This is a genomic window from Sphingomonas fuzhouensis, from assembly GCF_034659795.1.
Taxonomy (GTDB): Bacteria; Pseudomonadota; Alphaproteobacteria; order Sphingomonadales; family Sphingomonadaceae; genus Sphingomonas; species Sphingomonas fuzhouensis.
Genome location: NZ_JAXSQY010000007.1, coordinates 56,537 through 70,983 on the forward strand (window position 1 = coordinate 56,537; position 14,447 = coordinate 70,983).

20 protein-coding genes are annotated in these 14,447 nt (G+C 66.3%); 16 read left to right on the forward strand and 4 right to left on the reverse strand.

What is annotated here, in order from left to right; translation table 11 throughout:
• Positions 1-3 precede the first annotated feature (3 nt).
• The 8 genes from rpsH (at position 4) to U1H82_RS14725 (ending at position 5,092) form a co-directional block, all read left to right on the forward strand.
• On the forward strand, positions 4-399 hold the full coding sequence (gene rpsH, locus U1H82_RS14690; RefSeq protein ID WP_058716515.1) for a 30S ribosomal protein S8: 396 nt from the start codon (positions 4-6) through the stop codon (positions 397-399).
• A complete protein-coding gene (rplF, locus tag U1H82_RS14695) occupies positions 399-932 on the forward strand; it encodes a 50S ribosomal protein L6 (protein WP_042491159.1) in 534 nt (177 codons plus the stop codon). The genes rpsH and rplF overlap by 1 nt, the downstream gene beginning before the upstream one ends.
• A complete protein-coding gene (gene rplR, locus U1H82_RS14700) occupies positions 932-1,288 on the forward strand; it encodes a 50S ribosomal protein L18 (protein WP_007406066.1) in 357 nt (118 codons plus the stop codon). The genes rplF and rplR overlap by 1 nt, the downstream gene beginning before the upstream one ends.
• A 1-nt stretch (position 1,289) precedes the next feature.
• Positions 1,290-2,009 (forward strand): 30S ribosomal protein S5, encoded by a 720-nt coding sequence (gene rpsE, locus U1H82_RS14705; protein ID WP_322540288.1) that lies wholly within the window; start codon positions 1,290-1,292, stop codon positions 2,007-2,009.
• 6 nt (positions 2,010-2,015) lie between these two features.
• Complete coding sequence (gene rpmD / locus U1H82_RS14710; protein ID WP_042491154.1) at positions 2,016-2,192, forward strand: 50S ribosomal protein L30; 177 nt, start codon at positions 2,016-2,018, stop codon at positions 2,190-2,192.
• A 150-nt stretch (positions 2,193-2,342) separates the two neighbouring features.
• Positions 2,343-2,873: a 50S ribosomal protein L15 gene (rplO, locus tag U1H82_RS14715; RefSeq protein ID WP_042491202.1), complete on the forward strand. Its 531-nt coding sequence runs from the start codon at positions 2,343-2,345 to the stop codon at positions 2,871-2,873.
• 158 nt (positions 2,874-3,031) lie between these two features.
• Entirely contained in the window at positions 3,032-4,396 is a 1,365-nt protein-coding gene (gene secY, locus U1H82_RS14720; RefSeq protein ID WP_322965696.1) for a preprotein translocase subunit SecY, read from the forward strand.
• Between the two features lie 45 nt (positions 4,397-4,441).
• Positions 4,442-5,092 (forward strand): adenylate kinase, encoded by a 651-nt coding sequence (locus U1H82_RS14725; protein WP_322965879.1) that lies wholly within the window; start codon positions 4,442-4,444, stop codon positions 5,090-5,092.
• Between the two features lie 75 nt (positions 5,093-5,167).
• Here the strand turns inward: U1H82_RS14725 and U1H82_RS14730 are convergent, their stop codons facing one another.
• Positions 5,168-5,752 (reverse strand): hypothetical protein, encoded by a 585-nt coding sequence (locus U1H82_RS14730; RefSeq protein ID WP_322965697.1) that lies wholly within the window; start codon positions 5,750-5,752, stop codon positions 5,168-5,170.
• 73 nt (positions 5,753-5,825) lie between these two features.
• Here U1H82_RS14730 and U1H82_RS14735 point away from each other — a divergent pair, with 73 nt between their 5' ends.
• Both U1H82_RS14735 and U1H82_RS14740 read left to right on the forward strand, forming a co-directional pair.
• Complete coding sequence (locus tag U1H82_RS14735) at positions 5,826-5,984, forward strand: hypothetical protein (RefSeq protein WP_322965698.1); 159 nt, start codon at positions 5,826-5,828, stop codon at positions 5,982-5,984.
• Positions 5,985-6,032: 48 nt separating this feature from the next.
• Positions 6,033-6,911, forward strand: coding sequence for a tyrosine recombinase XerC (locus U1H82_RS14740; RefSeq protein WP_322965699.1), 879 nt, complete (start codon positions 6,033-6,035; stop codon positions 6,909-6,911).
• Here U1H82_RS14740 and U1H82_RS14745 read toward each other — a convergent pair whose 3' ends face one another.
• On the reverse strand, positions 6,912-7,517 hold the full coding sequence (locus U1H82_RS14745; RefSeq protein WP_322965700.1) for a DedA family protein: 606 nt from the start codon (positions 7,515-7,517) through the stop codon (positions 6,912-6,914). It lies immediately after the preceding gene.
• A gap of 127 nt (positions 7,518-7,644) precedes the next feature.
• Between U1H82_RS14745 and lepB the strand changes: the two genes are divergently transcribed.
• On the forward strand, positions 7,645-8,451 hold the full coding sequence (lepB, locus tag U1H82_RS14750) for a signal peptidase I (protein WP_322965701.1): 807 nt from the start codon (positions 7,645-7,647) through the stop codon (positions 8,449-8,451).
• Positions 8,388-9,113, forward strand: coding sequence for a ribonuclease III (gene rnc, locus U1H82_RS14755; RefSeq protein ID WP_322965702.1), 726 nt, complete (start codon positions 8,388-8,390; stop codon positions 9,111-9,113). Before lepB ends, rnc begins: the two co-directional genes overlap by 64 nt.
• A gap of 59 nt (positions 9,114-9,172) precedes the next feature.
• Here rnc and U1H82_RS14760 read toward each other — a convergent pair whose 3' ends face one another.
• Positions 9,173-9,394: a hypothetical protein gene (locus U1H82_RS14760; RefSeq protein ID WP_042486527.1), complete on the reverse strand. Its 222-nt coding sequence runs from the start codon at positions 9,392-9,394 to the stop codon at positions 9,173-9,175.
• Between the two features lie 137 nt (positions 9,395-9,531).
• Here U1H82_RS14760 and era point away from each other — a divergent pair, with 137 nt between their 5' ends.
• Positions 9,532-10,428 carry a GTPase Era gene (era, locus tag U1H82_RS14765; protein ID WP_322965703.1) on the forward strand — a complete coding sequence of 299 codons (897 nt, stop codon included), beginning with the start codon at positions 9,532-9,534 and terminating at the stop codon, positions 10,426-10,428.
• 91 nt (positions 10,429-10,519) lie between these two features.
• On the opposite strand, the gene queG is transcribed toward era, so the two are convergent.
• Entirely contained in the window at positions 10,520-11,560 is a 1,041-nt protein-coding gene (queG, locus tag U1H82_RS14770; protein ID WP_322965704.1) for a tRNA epoxyqueuosine(34) reductase QueG, read from the reverse strand.
• A gap of 58 nt (positions 11,561-11,618) precedes the next feature.
• On the opposite strand from queG, the gene U1H82_RS14775 reads away from it, so the two are divergent.
• The 3 genes from U1H82_RS14775 (at position 11,619) to msrB (ending at position 14,435) form a co-directional block, all read left to right on the forward strand.
• Positions 11,619-12,536 (forward strand): ABC transporter ATP-binding protein, encoded by a 918-nt coding sequence (locus U1H82_RS14775; protein WP_322965880.1) that lies wholly within the window; start codon positions 11,619-11,621, stop codon positions 12,534-12,536.
• Positions 12,533-13,759, forward strand: coding sequence for an ABC transporter permease (locus U1H82_RS14780; RefSeq protein WP_322965705.1), 1,227 nt, complete (start codon positions 12,533-12,535; stop codon positions 13,757-13,759). The genes U1H82_RS14775 and U1H82_RS14780 overlap by 4 nt, the downstream gene beginning before the upstream one ends.
• 181 nt (positions 13,760-13,940) lie before the next feature.
• A complete protein-coding gene (gene msrB, locus U1H82_RS14785) occupies positions 13,941-14,435 on the forward strand; it encodes a peptide-methionine (R)-S-oxide reductase MsrB (RefSeq protein WP_322965881.1) in 495 nt (164 codons plus the stop codon).
• Positions 14,436-14,447 lie beyond the last annotated feature (12 nt).

A 14,447-nucleotide genomic window follows, 5' to 3' on the forward strand; every position in this document is an offset into this window, starting at 1 on the left:
GAGATGGCAGTGACCGATCCCCTGGGTGACTTGCTCACCCGCATCCGCAACGGCCAGCGCGCGCGCAAGGACTCCGTCCTGACGCCTGCGTCGAAGCTGCGGGCCCGCGTGCTCGACGTGCTTCAGCGCGAGGGCTATATCCGTGGCTACAGCGAAGAGCAGATGGGCCCCGCGGCCGGCATCCGCATCGAGCTGAAGTATTTCGAAGGCCAGCCCGCGATCAAGCATGTCGCGCGCGTGTCGAAGCCCGGCCGCCGTATCTATTCGGGCGCGCAGGATCTTCCCCGCGTTCGCAACGGCCTGGGCATCACCATCGTGTCGACGCCGCGTGGCGTTCTGTCGGACGCCGAAGCGCGTGAGCAGAATGTCGGTGGCGAAGTCCTGGCGGAGGTGTTCTGATGAGCCGCATCGGTAAGAAGGCGGTCCCGGTTCCGGCCGGCGTCACCGCGACCATCGCCGACAAGGTGCTGAGCGTGAAGGGTCCCAAGGGCACCCTCTCCATGCCGCTCGCCGACGAGATCACCTATGACGTCCAGGCGGACGCCATCGCGGTGCAGCCTGCCAACGCCACGAAGCGCGCCCGCGCCTTCTGGGGCATGCAGCGCACCATGGTGCAGAACCTCGTCACCGGCGTGACCGCTGGCTTCTCGAAGAAGCTGGTCATCACCGGCGTCGGCTACCGCGCCGCCGCGCAGGGCAAGACCCTGAAGCTGCAGCTCGGCTACAGCCACGACGTCAACATCGACGTGCCGGAAGGCCTCGAAGTGAAGACGCCGGACGCCACCACCGTCGAAATCAGCGGTGCGGACAAGCAGAAGGTCGGCCAGCTGGCCGCCGAGATCCGCCGCTGGCGCAAGCCCGAGCCGTATAAGGGCAAGGGCATCAAGTACGACGGCGAGTTCATCTTCCGCAAGGAAGGGAAGAAGAAGTAATGACCAAGGGTCTCTCTCTTTTCGAGAAGCGCCGTCGGCGCAACCGTACCGCGCTGCGTGCGCGTGCGGGCACCCGTCCGCGCCTGTCGGTGCATCGCTCGGGCAAGCATATCTATGCCCAGGTGATCGACGACGAGGCCGGTCGTACCGTGGCTTCGGCTTCGACGCTGGAAAAGGACGCACGCGGCCAGTCGGGCGCGAACGTCGCAGCGGCGAGCGAAGTCGGCAAGCGCGTGGCCGAGAAGGCCAAGGCCGCCGGCGTCACGCAGGTCGTTTTCGACCGTGGCGGCTTCCTGTTCCACGGTCGCGTCAAGGCGCTGGCCGAGGCGGCACGCGAAGCGGGATTGGAGTTCTAATATGGCTGACGAGAACAACGTGGCCGTTGCCGGTGCCGAAGGCGCCGCGCAGGACGCGACCCAGGGTCGTGGTCCCCGGGGCGGCCGTGGCCGTGGTCCGGGCGGCGGTGACCGCGGCCGTGGTGGCCGTGACGGCAACCGTGGTCGTCGCGACGATCGTCGTGGTGGACCTGAGGAGCAGGGCGAAGAGTTGATCGAAAAGCTCGTCCACATCAACCGCGTCTCGAAGACCGTGAAGGGCGGTAAGCGTTTCGGCTTCGCCGCGCTCGTCGTGGTCGGCGATGGCAAGGGACGTGCGGGCTTCGGTCATGGCAAGGCGCGCGAAGTGCCGGAAGCCATTTCGAAGGCGACGGCTGCCGCCAAGAAGGCGATGGTCCGCGTTCCGCTGAAGGACGGTCGCACGCTGCATCATGATGGCAACGGCCATTTCGGTGCGGGCCGCGTGACGGTGCGTTCGGCCCCGCAGGGGACCGGCATCATCGCCGGTGGTCCGATGCGCGCCATCTTCGAATCGCTCGGCGTCGCTGACGTGGTGACGAAGTCGGTCGGTACGTCGAACCCGTACAACATGATCCGTGCCACCTTCGAAGCGCTGGGCGACCAGACTTCGCCGAAGGCGGTGGCGCAGCGTCGTGGCAAGAAGATCGCCGACCTGCTGGGTCGCGGTCACGGTGCCACCCAGCAGACTGCCGAGGCGGAAGCCGCGGCCGTCGTGGAGTAAGCGACCATGGCTACCATCAAGATCAAGCAGACCGGTTCGCCGATCCGCCGCACCAAGGACCAGCGCGCGACCCTCGTCGGCCTGGGCCTGAACAAGATGCACAAGGTCTCCGAGCTTCAGGACAGCCCTGAAGTCCGCGGCATGATCCGCAAGGTGCAGCACATGGTTCAGGTGGTGGACTGAGCCCTGTCGTCACGACAGACTCATATCCGTCACATTGAACAGTGACAAACACGGGGAAGGGGGCTATGCGGCCCCCTTCCTTTTATCCAGCGACCGTGATTCTTCCCGAATGACGGCCATGCGCGAAACAAGCGAAAGCGAGTGCAAATCATGAAGCTGAACGAACTTTTCGACAACCAGGGTGCCCGCAAGTCCAAGATCCGCGTCGGTCGCGGTATCGGCTCGGGTAAGGGCAAGACCGGTGGTCGCGGCGTCAAGGGTCAGAAGAGCCGTGAGGGCGTGTCCATCGCGGGCTTCGAGGGCGGTCAGATGCCGCTCCACATGCGTCTGCCGAAGCGCGGCTTCAACAACATCTTCGCCAAGGATTATGCCGAGGTGAACCTGGGCGCGATCCAGAAGGCGGTCGATTCGGGCAAGCTGAAGACCGACGGCACGATCGATCACGCCGCGCTGAAGGCCGCTGGCCTGGCCCGTGGCGGCAAGGACGGTGTGCGTCTGCTCGGCAAGGGCGAGCTGACCACCAAGCTGTCGTTCGTCGTGCAGGGCGTGTCGGCCTCGGCGCGTGAAGCCGTCGAGAAGGCCGGTGGTTCGGTCGACGTGCCGCACGTCGTGCCCGCCGCCGAAAAGGCTGCCGCGAAGAAGGGCCAGACCCGCGCCGCGAAGCTCGCCGCCAAGGCCTGAACCGGATAAGATCCGCCGCTGTCACAGGGCCCTGGCTCACGATGACAGCGGCGGATTTTGCATCCGGGTTAGACAAGCGCGTCTTCGCGCCTATATGAGCGGCGGGGCGGTTCAAAACGCATCCCGCCGTTTTTCGTTTCCAGGATAACGCAACAGCTATGGCATCCGCAGCCGACCAGATGGCGCAAAGCATCAGCCTGGCGAAATTCGCCAAGGCCACCGACCTCAAGAAGCGGCTGTGGTTCACGATCGGCGCGCTGATCGTCTTCCGCCTGCTCAGCTATGTTCCGCTGCCGGGCGTCGACCCGACCGCGCTGGGCCTGCTGAGCCAGAAGACCACGGGCGGCGTGCTCGACTTCTTCAACACCTTTTCGGGCGGTTCGCTCAGCCGCATGTCGCTGATCGCGCTGGGCGTGATGCCGTACATCACGGCGTCGATCGTCGTGCAGCTCGCGACCTCGCTGTCACCGCAGCTCGCCGCCATCAAGAAGGAAGGCGAGAGCGGCCGCAAGAAGCTGAACCAGTATACCCGCTACGGTACGGTGCTACTGACCGCGATCCAGGGCTATTTCATTGCCGTGGGTCTGGAGACGCTGGGTGCCAGCCAGGGCATCCAGGCGGTGATCGAGCCGGGCATGACCTTCCGCATCGCAGCGGTCATCTCGCTGATCGGCGGTACGATGTTCCTGATGTGGCTGGGTGAGCAGATCACCAGCCGTGGCATCGGCAATGGCGTGTCGCTCATCATCATGGCGGGCATCGTCGCCCATCTGCCGACCACGCTGGTCAACCTGCTCGAAGGCGGCCGCACCGGCAGCATCGATCCGGTCCGTCTGATCGGCATCGTCGTTGCGGTCATCGTCCTCGTCCTGTTCATCTGCTTCATGGAGCGCGCGCAGCGCCGCATCCTGATCCAGTATCCGAAGCGCGCGACGCAGCGGGGCATGCAGGCCGATCGCAGCCACCTGCCGCTGAAGATCAACACGGCGGGCGTGATCCCTCCGATCTTTGCCTCGTCGCTGCTGCTGATGCCGCTGACCATCTCGCAATTTGCGGGCCAGCGCGTCGCGGGTGAGAGCCGCTGGGGCGACTTCATCATCAGCCTGAACCAGTATCTGCAGCACGGCAGCCCTGTGTACATGCTGCTCTATGGTGCGGGCATCGTCTTCTTCTCGTTCTTCTACACCGCGGTTGTGTTCAACCCGGAGGAGACGGCCGACAATCTGAAGCGCTATGGCGGGTTCATCCCCGGCATCCGTCCGGGCAAAAACACCGAGACCTATCTCGACTATGTTCTGACCCGCATCACCGTGATCGGCGCGGCCTATCTGACGATCATCTGTCTGCTGCCCGAATATCTGGTCTCGGCGTTGCAAATTCCCTTCTATCTGGGTGGCACCAGCCTGCTCATCGTCGTCAACGTGACGATGGACACGGTGACCCAGATTCAGAGCCACTTGCTGGCGCATCAATATGGCGATCTGATCAAAAAGGCCAAGCTGAAGGGTGGCCGTCTGCGCTAAGCGCGCGGGCGGATCGCAGGGACAAGAGGGGAGAGTGACGTGAGCGTGAACATCATCCTGCTGGGTCCGCCGGGCGCGGGCAAGGGGACCCAGGCGCAGCGGCTGGTGGCCAAGCGCGGCATGGTGCAGCTGTCGACCGGCGACATGCTGCGCGCGGCGGTCAAGGCGGGCACCCCCGTCGGCCTCCAGGCCAAGGCGGTGATGGACGCGGGCGAGCTGGTGTCGGACGCGATCGTCTCGGCGCTGATCGGCGAGCGGCTGGACCAGGCCGAGGCCGAAGGCGGCGCGATCTTCGACGGCTATCCGCGTACCGAGGCGCAGGCCGAGGCGCTGGACGTGCTGCTCGCCGAGCGTGGCAAGTCGCTCGATCATGTCATCGAGCTGGCGGTCGACGAGGATGCGCTGGTCGAGCGCATCACCGGCCGCTTCACCTGCGCCTCGTGCGGGGCGGGTTATCACGACAGCTTCAAGACGCCCCAGGTCGAAGGTGTATGCGACGTGTGCGGCTCGACCGAGTTCAAGCGCCGCCCCGACGACAATGCCGAGACCGTGCGGACCCGCATGGCCGAGTACCGCGCCAAGACCGCACCGATCCTGCCGATCTACGAAGCGCGCGGTATCGTGACGCGGGTCGACGGCATGGCGGCGATGGAGGAAGTCGGCGCGGCCATAGACGCGATCCTCGATCGCGACTGAGCCTTTTTACGATTCATGAAAAGGGGGCGCTTTCATAGGAAGGTGCCCCCTTTTTTGTGTCTTCCGTGCGGTCGCTCAGGCTTTCGGGTTATTGCTACCCTGGAAGCTGCTCTCGAATACCTGCCAGGATAGGGCCATGTCGATCAATTCGCCATGGCGCCGATCGGTGGCGGGATTTCCACCGATCGCGCTTCGAACCTCGTTGATGATGGCGGTGGCCCGCTGATCGGGCGAGCCCGGACCAGTGGCGATCTTCGTCGTCTTGGCGAGGAGGCCTTGGTCGATGGTCTTTGCGGTGGTCGCCATGTCATACATTTTGTCGAAGATGGCGCTCGCCGCCTTGCGATTCTCGGGGGCGATCAATCGGTCGGTGATCGTGGCGAACTTCACGCGCATCAACGCGAAGTCGGCAGCTCGTGTCGTATCGCTGCCTTGTCCGTCCCGAGGCAGGGTGTTGACGAGCGCGTTTGCCAGATCCTGACTTCCATAGGGGGTGTCCCGGAGCATCTTGAAAAGCGGCTCGGCATCGGCGGCAAACGGGGCGGTATCGGGATTGTCGAAGAGCGGAGCGGCGGGGGCAGCGATGTCGGGTGCGGTCTCACGCTCGATCACCTCCTGACGGGCGGCAAGCAGCGCTTTGACCTTCTTGTCATAGGTCACCGGGTCTTCGGGTTCCGCGACATACCCCTTCTCCAGAGCCTTCAGGGCCTCGAACGCCTCGCGGGAGATCGAGATGGTGGTCGGTCCGATCGGCTTGTCGAACGGCGATGGCGATGCCGCCGACGCCGACGCCGACGCGTCTCGGCTCGACTGCGGATCGAAGCGGATCGGAGAGGCGGAGGAAATGGGCGTAATCATGGACTTTATGACGGCCGTTTCATCTGAATCCTAACCGATTTATCTTTGCCGCCAAGCCGCCGCCTGCCATCGTTTCGCAGCCATGACCGTGCTGATCGCCGATTATTACCGCCATCTGACCGTGGACCTGCGCCGGTCCGACCATACGGTACGCGCCTATGTCGCCACTGCCGAGCGGCTGTGCGGTTTCCTTCGCGAGCATTGGGGCGAGGTCATCGACGGCGCGGCGCTCGCCCGCCTGACGGCTGCCGATCTGCGCGCCTTTCTCGCCGCACGGCGGGGGGATGGGCTGACCGCCGCGTCCACGGCACGCGAATTGTCGGCGGTGCGGACCTTCCTGCACTGGGCCGGGGTCGCGCCGCCCGCCCTCAAGGGGCCGCGTCGCAAACGGAGCATCCCGCGTCCCCAGGCGCCCGCCGATATCATGGCACTGGGCGAGGATATCGCCGAGAATGCCGCCGAGCCCTGGATCGCGGCACGTGACTGGGCGGTGTTGCTGCTGCTCTATGGTGCGGGCCTGCGCATCGGCGAGGCGATGGCGCTGCCCGCCAGCATCCTGCCGCTGGGCGAGACGATCCGGGTGACCGGCAAGCGGGGCAAGACCCGCATCGTGCCGCTGCTGCCCGAATTGCGGGTGGCGATCGAGACCTATGCTGCCCAGAGCCCCTATCCGCTGTCGCCGAACGAACCGCTGTTCCGGGGGGCGAAGGGCGGGCCGCTATCGCCCGCGATCATCCGTCGCTCGGTCCAGGCGGCGCGCGAGCGGCTGGGGCTGGGCGCACGAACCACGCCGCACGCGCTGCGCCACAGCTTTGCCACGCATCTGCTGGGGCGCGGGGCGGACTTGCGCCAGCTTCAGGAACTGCTCGGCCATGCCAGCCTCAGCTCGACGCAAATCTATACGGCGGTCGATGCCGCGCATCTGCTCGACATCTATCGGACGGCGCATCCGCGCGCCTGACTAGCGTTCCCCGCGCGGTTTCCAGGTAAACACCCGCCACAGATAGCCGCCGATCATCACCACCGTCATGACGATCGCGGCGGGGCCGACATAGCGGTTGATCGCCTCGAAATTGGCACCCAGCCACAGTCCGGCATAGGCCAGGATCGCGTTCCAGATCGTGCTGCCCGCAAAGGTCCAGAGCAGGAACTTGCCCAGCGGCATCCGCGTGATCCCGGCGGGCAGCGAGATCATCGTGCGAAAGGCGGGCATGAAGCGGAACACGAACACCACCCACCCGCCATGCCGCACGAAGAACAGGTGCAGCCGCTCGACATCGCGCCACTCCATGGTCAGCCAGCGGCCATATTGGTCGACGAAGGGCCGGAACCGCTCGTAACCGATATAGCGGCCGACCGCATACCAGGCATAATTGCCGATCGTCGTGCCTGCGGTTCCCCACAGGATCAGTGGGATCATTGCCATGTCGCCACGCGCAACCGCCATGCCGCCCAGGCCCATGATGACCTCGGACGGGATAGGGGGCACGATATTTTCCAGCGCCATCAACAGGAAGATGCCGAAATAGCCGCCCCAGGCGATGAGGTTGAGGATGAAATCGGTCATGCGTGCAGGGATGTACCGATGAGGACAGGGGCGGTTCCCCTAGCCGCGACCGAAGCGGCACGAAAGGGGGCGGGCCGCTCGACGGCGCTACTTGACGTAAAGGACGGCTTGCGCGAACCCGCTGGCCATGGCCGACACTCCTCCGACATCGCCGCAAAAGTCCGAGGCGAAGGATACGCTGCGTTTCTTTCTGAAACTGGCGTTGTTCGTCTTCATCCTGCGCAGCTTCATCGTGACGTCGTTCGTCATTCCATCGGAATCGATGCTGCCGCGACTGCTGATCGGCGACTATCTGTTCGTGACGAAGTGGAATTACGGCTATTCGCGCTGGTCCTTTCCCTTCGGCCTGCCGCTGCTGCCCGGCCGTATCCTGGGCCGCGATCCGGCGCGGGGCGACGTGGTGGTGTTCCGCTCGCCGGAGCCCGACGATCATGACGTCATTAAGCGGGTGATCGGCCTGCCGGGCGATACCATTCAGGTTACGAACGGCCAGGTCATCCTGAACGGCCGCCCGGTGCCGAAGCAGCGGATCGCCGACTTCATCCTGCCGCTGACCCCGAATTTCACCGCCGACAAATGCGGGGCGTTCCTCGACACGATCGCGGGCAAGCCGGTCTGCCGCTATCCGCAGTTTCGCGAGACGCTGCCCGATGGCAAGAGCTACAATGTGCTCGACCAGGGCAATTTCCCCGAGGCCGATGATACCGGCGTGTACCGGGTCCCGGCCGACCATGTCTTCCTGATGGGCGACAATCGCGACGACTCGGCGGACAGCCGCTTCGCGCCGCCGCGTGGCATGGGCATGATCCCGATGAACCGGCTGGAGGGGCGTGCCGCCGTCGTCTTCTTCTCGACCGATGGTTCGGCCGAATGGATCAAGCCCTGGACCTGGGTGTCGGCCGCCCGCTGGGATCGGATCGGAGGCGGGTTTTGAGCAGCGTGGATGACTGGCTGGCGCAGATCCTCGGCCGCGCGCCCGGCGACACCGCGCCCTTCCACCGTGCACTGACCCATGGCAGCCAGGCGGCGGAAAATTACGAGCGGCTGGAGTTCCTGGGCGACCGGGTGCTCGGCCTCATCATGGCGGAATGGTTGTGGGAGCAATTCCCCGCCGAGCCCGAGGGGCAGCTGTCGCGGCGTCTCAACTCGCTGGTGACGGGGGCGGTCTGTGCCGATGTCGCCCGCGATCTGGGCGTGCGCGAGCATTTGCGGCTGGGCAAGCAGGCGCGTGACGATGGCGCTTCGGACAGCGACAATGTGCTGGGCGACGTGATGGAGGCGCTGATCGGGGCCTGGTATCGCGAGGCGGGGCTGGAGGCGGCGCGTATCTTTGTCCGCAAGGCCTGGGGCGACCGGGTGCATGCGCAGGGCAAGGCGCCGCAGCATCCCAAGTCCGCGCTTCAGGAATGGGCCGCCGCGCACAACCGCAAGGCACCCGAATATGTCGTGACCGACCGGTCGGGGCCGCATCACGCGCCGCGCTTCACCGTGACGGTGCGGATCGGCCGCACCGCCGAGGCGAGCGCGTCGGGGGCCAACAAGCAGGAGGCCGAAACGGCCGCTGCCAAGGCGCTGCTGGCGAAGCTGAAGGCGTAAGGCGGGTTCGATAGAGAGGCCCGAGTCTTGCGCTCAGGCCTCTCGCGACAGGCGGTGGCTTAGCGCCCCTTGGCGGCGGCCGCCTGCTTCTTGGCCTGAACCTTTGCGCGGTGATGGCCGATCGCGCAGCCTGCCGCCGCGCCCAGCACCGCATGGCCCTTGCCGACGAAATGGCCACCGACGCCGCCCACGGCCGCGCCCTTCAGGCAGCCCTTGGCCGAAGCCGGGCCAGCGACCGTCAACAGGGCAGCAGCCGACAGGGCGGTGAGAAGGGTCTTCATGGCGTCTCTCCTGACGTTGAAATCGTGGCCGAAAAAATGCGCGACGGGCGGTGGCCGTTCCGTGATGCGGCCATTACATTCTGTCCATGTGGGCGGACCGTTGCGGGAAGGGGGCGGGACCTGTACCGCTGGCGGTCATGACTGAACAACGTTGCGGCCTCGTTGCCGTCGTCGGCGCGCCCAATGCCGGCAAATCCACCCTCGTCAATGCGCTGGTCGGCCAGAAGGTCGCGATCGTCAGCCCCAAGGCGCAGACGACCCGTGCCAAGCTGCTGGGCGTCGCGATCGAGGGCGATGCGCAGATTCTGCTGGTCGACACGCCCGGCATCTTCGAGCCCAAGCGCCGTCTGGACCGGGCGATGGTCGCCGCCGCCTGGGAAGGCGCGGAGGGCGCCGACATCCTGGCGCTGGTCGTCGACGGCAAGGGCGGCATTGGCCCGAAGATTCACGCCATCGCCGAGTCGATCGCGCACCGGCCCGAGCCCAAGCATCTGATCCTCAACAAGGTCGACATCGCCGACAAGGCGCGGTTGCTGACCCATGCCGAAAAGCTGAACGATGTCGTGAAGTTCGACGAGACCTGGTTCATCTCGGCCCAGACCGGCGACGGCCTGCCTCAGTTGAAGACCCGGCTGGCCTCGCTGATGCCCGAGGGGCCGTGGCATTATCCCGAGGATCAGGTGTCCGACGCGACCGAGCGCGCGCTGGCCGCCGAAGTGACGCGCGAGCAGCTCTATCTCCAGCTCCACGCCGAACTGCCTTACGCCAGCGCGGTCGAGACCGAGGCGTATAAGGAACGCGAGGACGGATCGGTCGAGATCCACCAGCAGATCCTGGTCGAACGCCCGACCCAGCGCGCGATCGTGCTGGGCAAGAACGGCGTGCGGATCAAGGAGATCGGCGCGCGGGCGCGGGCGCAGCTGTCCGAACTACTGGGGCAGAAGGTGCACCTGTACCTGCATGTGAAGGTCAAGCCGGGCTGGGACGAGGATCGCTCGGTCTACAAGGATATCGGGCTCGACTGGGTGGATTGACGCCCCCTCCGTCATTGCGAGCGGAACGAAGCAATCCAGGGCGTCTTGCCCGGACATCTGGATTGCTTCGCTCCGCTCGCAATGACGAGGGTTATGCGTTCAACCGCCCCAAGGCCCATTCCGCGGCCTCCACCACCACCGGATCGGCATCGCCCAACAACCGCTGCAACACCGGCACCAGGTCCGCCGCGCCGCTATTGCCCGCCGCGATGGCCGCATTGCGGATCATCCGATTGCGCCCGATCCGCTTGATCGGCGACCCCGAAAACACCTGCCGAAATTCCGCATCGTCCAGCGACAGCAAATCCCCCAGCTCCGGCGCGGTCAGCTCGGCGCGGGGATGGAAGGCCATGTTCGCCTGCGCGGCGGCCGCGAACTTGTTCCACGGGCAGACCGCCAGACAGTCGTCGCAGCCATAGATACGGTTGCCGATCGCTTCCCGGAATTCCTCCGGGATCGGCCCGGCATGTTCGATGGTGAGATAGGAGATGCAGCGCCGCGCATCGAGTTGATAGGGCGCGGGAAACGCATCGGTCGGGCAGGCGCGCTGACACGCATCGCAGCGTCCGCACGTATCGCGCGCGACCGCATCGGGCTCCAGCGCCAGCGTGGTGTAGATCGCGCCCAGGAACAGCCAGCTGCCATGTTCCCGGCTGACGAGATTGGTATGCTTCCCCTGCCAGCCCAGCCCCGCCGCCTCGGCCAGCGGCTTTTCCATCACCGGCGCGGTGTCGACGAAGACCTTCAGGTCGCAGGCCCCCTCCTGCGCCAGCCAGCGGCCCAGCGCCTTCAACTGGCGCTTCACGACATCGTGATAGTCTGCCCCCTGCGCATAGACCGAGATGCGCCCGATCCGCCCCCGATCCGCCAGCCGCATCGGGTCTTCGGCAGGGGCGTAGCTGACGCCGAGCGAGATGATGCTCTTCACCTCGGGCCACAGGCTTGCGGGGCTTTGCCGCTGGTGCGCGCGGTCGGCCATCCAGATCATCGATCCGTGCCGCCCCTCCGCCAGCCATTGGCGCAGCCGTTCGACGGTCCGGGGCGCGGCATCGGCATGGGTGATGCCGACCGCGGCAAAGCCCAGTTCGGCCGCCTTTGCCTTGATCCGGGTTTCCAGCTTGTCTTGCGCCACATACGCCCGCTACCACAGGGGATCAGGGAGGGACAATCGCGTGGATAATCAGGGGCGCGTGGATAATCAGTGGGCGGTCAGCGCCTCGGGCCTCGCCAAACGCTTCGGTGACCGGCGGGTCGTCGACGGCGTCGACATCGCGGTCCCGACCGGCGCGGTATATGGGGTGCTCGGCCCCAACGGCGCGGGCAAGACGACCACGCTGCGCATGCTGCTCGGCATCATCGAACCCGATGAGGGGGAGCGCCGCCTGCTCGGTCAGGCCCATCCGCGCGATGCCAGCGATCTGGTCGGCTATCTGCCCGAAGAACGCGGTCTGTATCCGGCGATGAAGGCCCGCGAGGCGATCGCCTTCATGGGCGCGCTGCGCGGGTTGGACTGGAAGACGGGCCGTGCGCGGGCTGTCGAACTGCTCGAACAGGCCGGGCTCGGCCATGCCGCAGACAGCAAGATCCGCAAATTGTCCAAGGGGATGGCGCAGCTGGTCCAACTGCTCGGCTCGGTGGTGCATCGCCCGAAGCTGCTGGTGCTGGACGAGCCCTTTTCGGGGTTGGACCCGGTCAACCAGGAACGGTTGGAGGCGCTGATCCTGGGCGAGCGCGACCGGGGCGCGACGATCCTGTTCTCCACCCATGTCATGGCCCATGCCGAGCGGCTGTGCGACCGCCTTGCCATCATCGCGGGCGGACGTCGCCGGTTCGAGGGGACGGTGGACGAGGCGCGCAGCACCCTGACCGCGCGGGTCCGCTACCGCCCGCGTGACCCGGATCGGGTGACGCCCGCGCTGCTGCCCACCGATGCGGTACGCGAAGGCGCGGACTGGCGTTTCCCGCTGCCCGAAGACGGGATCGAGCCGATACTGGGCCAGCTGCTGGCGGCGGGGGCGGGCATCCTGAACCTGTCGATCGAGCGTCCCAGCCTTCACGAAGCCTTTGTCCGGATCGTCGGCGAATCCGTTGAGGAGAAAGCGGCATGAGCCCGACCCGCCGATTGATCCGCCAGACCATGACCATCGCGCGGCGCGATTTCATCGCGACCGTCTACACGCCGATCTTCCTGTTGTTCCTGTTCGCACCGCTCATCATGGTGGCGTTCAGCACCATCGGCGCGATGGGCGCGGCGCAGGCGGCGGACCATGGCACCGACCGGGTGCGCATCGTCGCGATCGTGCCCGATACGGTCGCCAAGGCCTTTGCCGCGGCCGATCGCCAGTCGCGCACCGTCTTCCGCCGCGACGAGGAGCCGCCCGAGCTGGTGACGCTGCCCCCCGCGCGCGACCCGGCGGCCCAGGCACGCGCCGCATTCGAGTCGCCCGACTATGACGCGACCGCCGTGCTATACGGTCCGCTCGATCGGCCGACGATCCTCTATGGCGCGCGGGGTACGCGGGCGGCGGACTATCTGGCGGTGCTGGCCAGCGGCGCGCTGTCGGCCGAGCGGTTGGGCGGCGAATTGCCCAAGGTCACAGCCCGAAAACTGCCCTTCTCGCGTCAGCGCGCGACACTGGGCGGGCAGAACCAGACCGCGTTCCTGGCGGTCTTCGGCGTGTTCTTCCTGACCCTGTTCCTCGCGGGGCAGGTCGTCGGCACCATGGCCGAGGAACGCTCCAACAAGGTGATCGAGGTGCTGGCCGCCGCCGTGCCGCTGGAGGCGGTGTTCCTGGGCAAGCTGCTCGGCATGTTCGGCGTGGCGGTGCTGTTCATCACCTTCTGGGGCACGGTGCTGGGTCAGGTGACGAGCATGCTGCCACCCGCTTTTGCCGGGATGGTCGGCGAATTGTCGCCCGCCGTTGGCCTGCCGATGTTCACGCTGCTGTTCGTCACCTATTTCACCATGGCCTATCTGCTGCTCGGCTCGGTGTTCCTGACGATCGGGGCGCAGGCATCCACCATGCGCGAGATCCAGATGCTCTCGCTGCCGATCACCATCGTGCAGGTCGGCATGTTCACCCTGACGCTGAGCGGCTTGTCGCAGCCCGGCAGCTGGCTGGCGCTGGTCGCGGAAGTGTTTCCGCTGTCCTCGCCCTTCGCCATGGCGGGCGTCGCGGCGGCGAGCGATTCGCTCTGGCCGCACGCGGTGGCGCTGGCGTGGCAGGCGCTGTGGGTCGCGCTGTTCGTGACGCTGGGCGCGCGGCTGTTCCGGCGGGGCGTACTGCAATCGGGGAGCACGCGGCCTTTCTGGCGGCGCAAGGGGGCCTGATCCTCCCCAAGCTATGCTTAGGGAGGGGGAGCATCGCGCCAGCGATGGTGGAGGGGCAAGGGGACGCCGACCCGCCCCTCCACCACCGGGCTGACGCCCGGCGGTCCCCCTCCCCATCGGAGATGGGGAGGATTGAGGGTGGGGCCTTATCGTGCTGGTCTGTCCGCCCTATCTTGCCACCATGACCGTATCCTTTTCCGATCGCCGCCATTTCCTCTCGCTGGTCGGGCTGGGTGCCTTGGGCGTGGGCCTGTCCGCCTGTGGCCATGAGGCCGAGGCGGCGGAGCACTTTCCCGTCAGGATGAGCGATGCGGCGTGGAAGCAGAAGCTGGGACCGGCGGCCTATCACGTCCTGCGCCAAGAGGGGACCGAGCGACCCTATAGCAGTCCGCTCAACGACGAGCATCGCAGCGGCATCTTCGCCTGCAAGGGCTGCGCGCAGCCGTTATTCTCGTCCAAGACGAAATTCGATAGCGGCACCGGCTGGCCGAGCTTCTGGGCGCCTTTGCCCCATGCGGTGGGGACGGACTCCGACCGGTCGCTGATGATGGAGCGGGTCGAGGTGCATTGCAGCCGCTGCGGCGGGCATCTGGGCCATGTCTTTGACGATGGGCCCAAGCCGACGGGCAAGCGCTACTGCATGAACGGCGTGGCGATGACGTTCCGGGCGGCCTGATGCGGCCTGCCG

Excerpts from the sequence above, each read along its gene's own strand:
- U1H82_RS14740 (WP_322965699.1), top strand. The coding sequence starts at position 6,033 with ATGACCGTGCTGATCGCCGATTATTACCGCCATCTGACCGTGGACCTG.
- msrB (WP_322965881.1), top strand. The coding sequence starts at position 13,941 with ATGACCGTATCCTTTTCCGATCGCCGCCATTTCCTCTCGCTGGTCGGG.
- rpsH (WP_058716515.1), top strand. The coding sequence starts at position 4 with ATGGCAGTGACCGATCCCCTGGGTGACTTGCTCACCCGCATCCGCAAC.
- rpmD (WP_042491154.1), top strand. The coding sequence starts at position 2,016 with ATGGCTACCATCAAGATCAAGCAGACCGGTTCGCCGATCCGCCGCACC.
- rpsE (WP_322540288.1), top strand. The coding sequence starts at position 1,290 with ATGGCTGACGAGAACAACGTGGCCGTTGCCGGTGCCGAAGGCGCCGCG.
- U1H82_RS14745 (WP_322965700.1), bottom strand. The coding sequence starts at position 7,517 with ATGACCGATTTCATCCTCAACCTCATCGCCTGGGGCGGCTATTTCGGC.
- U1H82_RS14780 (WP_322965705.1), top strand. The coding sequence starts at position 12,533 with ATGAGCCCGACCCGCCGATTGATCCGCCAGACCATGACCATCGCGCGG.
- era (WP_322965703.1), top strand. The coding sequence starts at position 9,532 with ATGACTGAACAACGTTGCGGCCTCGTTGCCGTCGTCGGCGCGCCCAAT.
- secY (WP_322965696.1), top strand. The coding sequence starts at position 3,032 with ATGGCATCCGCAGCCGACCAGATGGCGCAAAGCATCAGCCTGGCGAAA.
- rnc (WP_322965702.1), top strand. The coding sequence starts at position 8,388 with ATGGATCAAGCCCTGGACCTGGGTGTCGGCCGCCCGCTGGGATCGGAT.
- U1H82_RS14735 (WP_322965698.1), top strand. The coding sequence starts at position 5,826 with ATGGTGGTCGGTCCGATCGGCTTGTCGAACGGCGATGGCGATGCCGCC.
- lepB (WP_322965701.1), top strand. The coding sequence starts at position 7,645 with ATGGCCGACACTCCTCCGACATCGCCGCAAAAGTCCGAGGCGAAGGAT.
- rplF (WP_042491159.1), top strand. The coding sequence starts at position 399 with ATGAGCCGCATCGGTAAGAAGGCGGTCCCGGTTCCGGCCGGCGTCACC.
- U1H82_RS14760 (WP_042486527.1), bottom strand. The coding sequence starts at position 9,394 with ATGAAGACCCTTCTCACCGCCCTGTCGGCTGCTGCCCTGTTGACGGTC.
- rplR (WP_007406066.1), top strand. The coding sequence starts at position 932 with ATGACCAAGGGTCTCTCTCTTTTCGAGAAGCGCCGTCGGCGCAACCGT.
- rplO (WP_042491202.1), top strand. The coding sequence starts at position 2,343 with ATGAAGCTGAACGAACTTTTCGACAACCAGGGTGCCCGCAAGTCCAAG.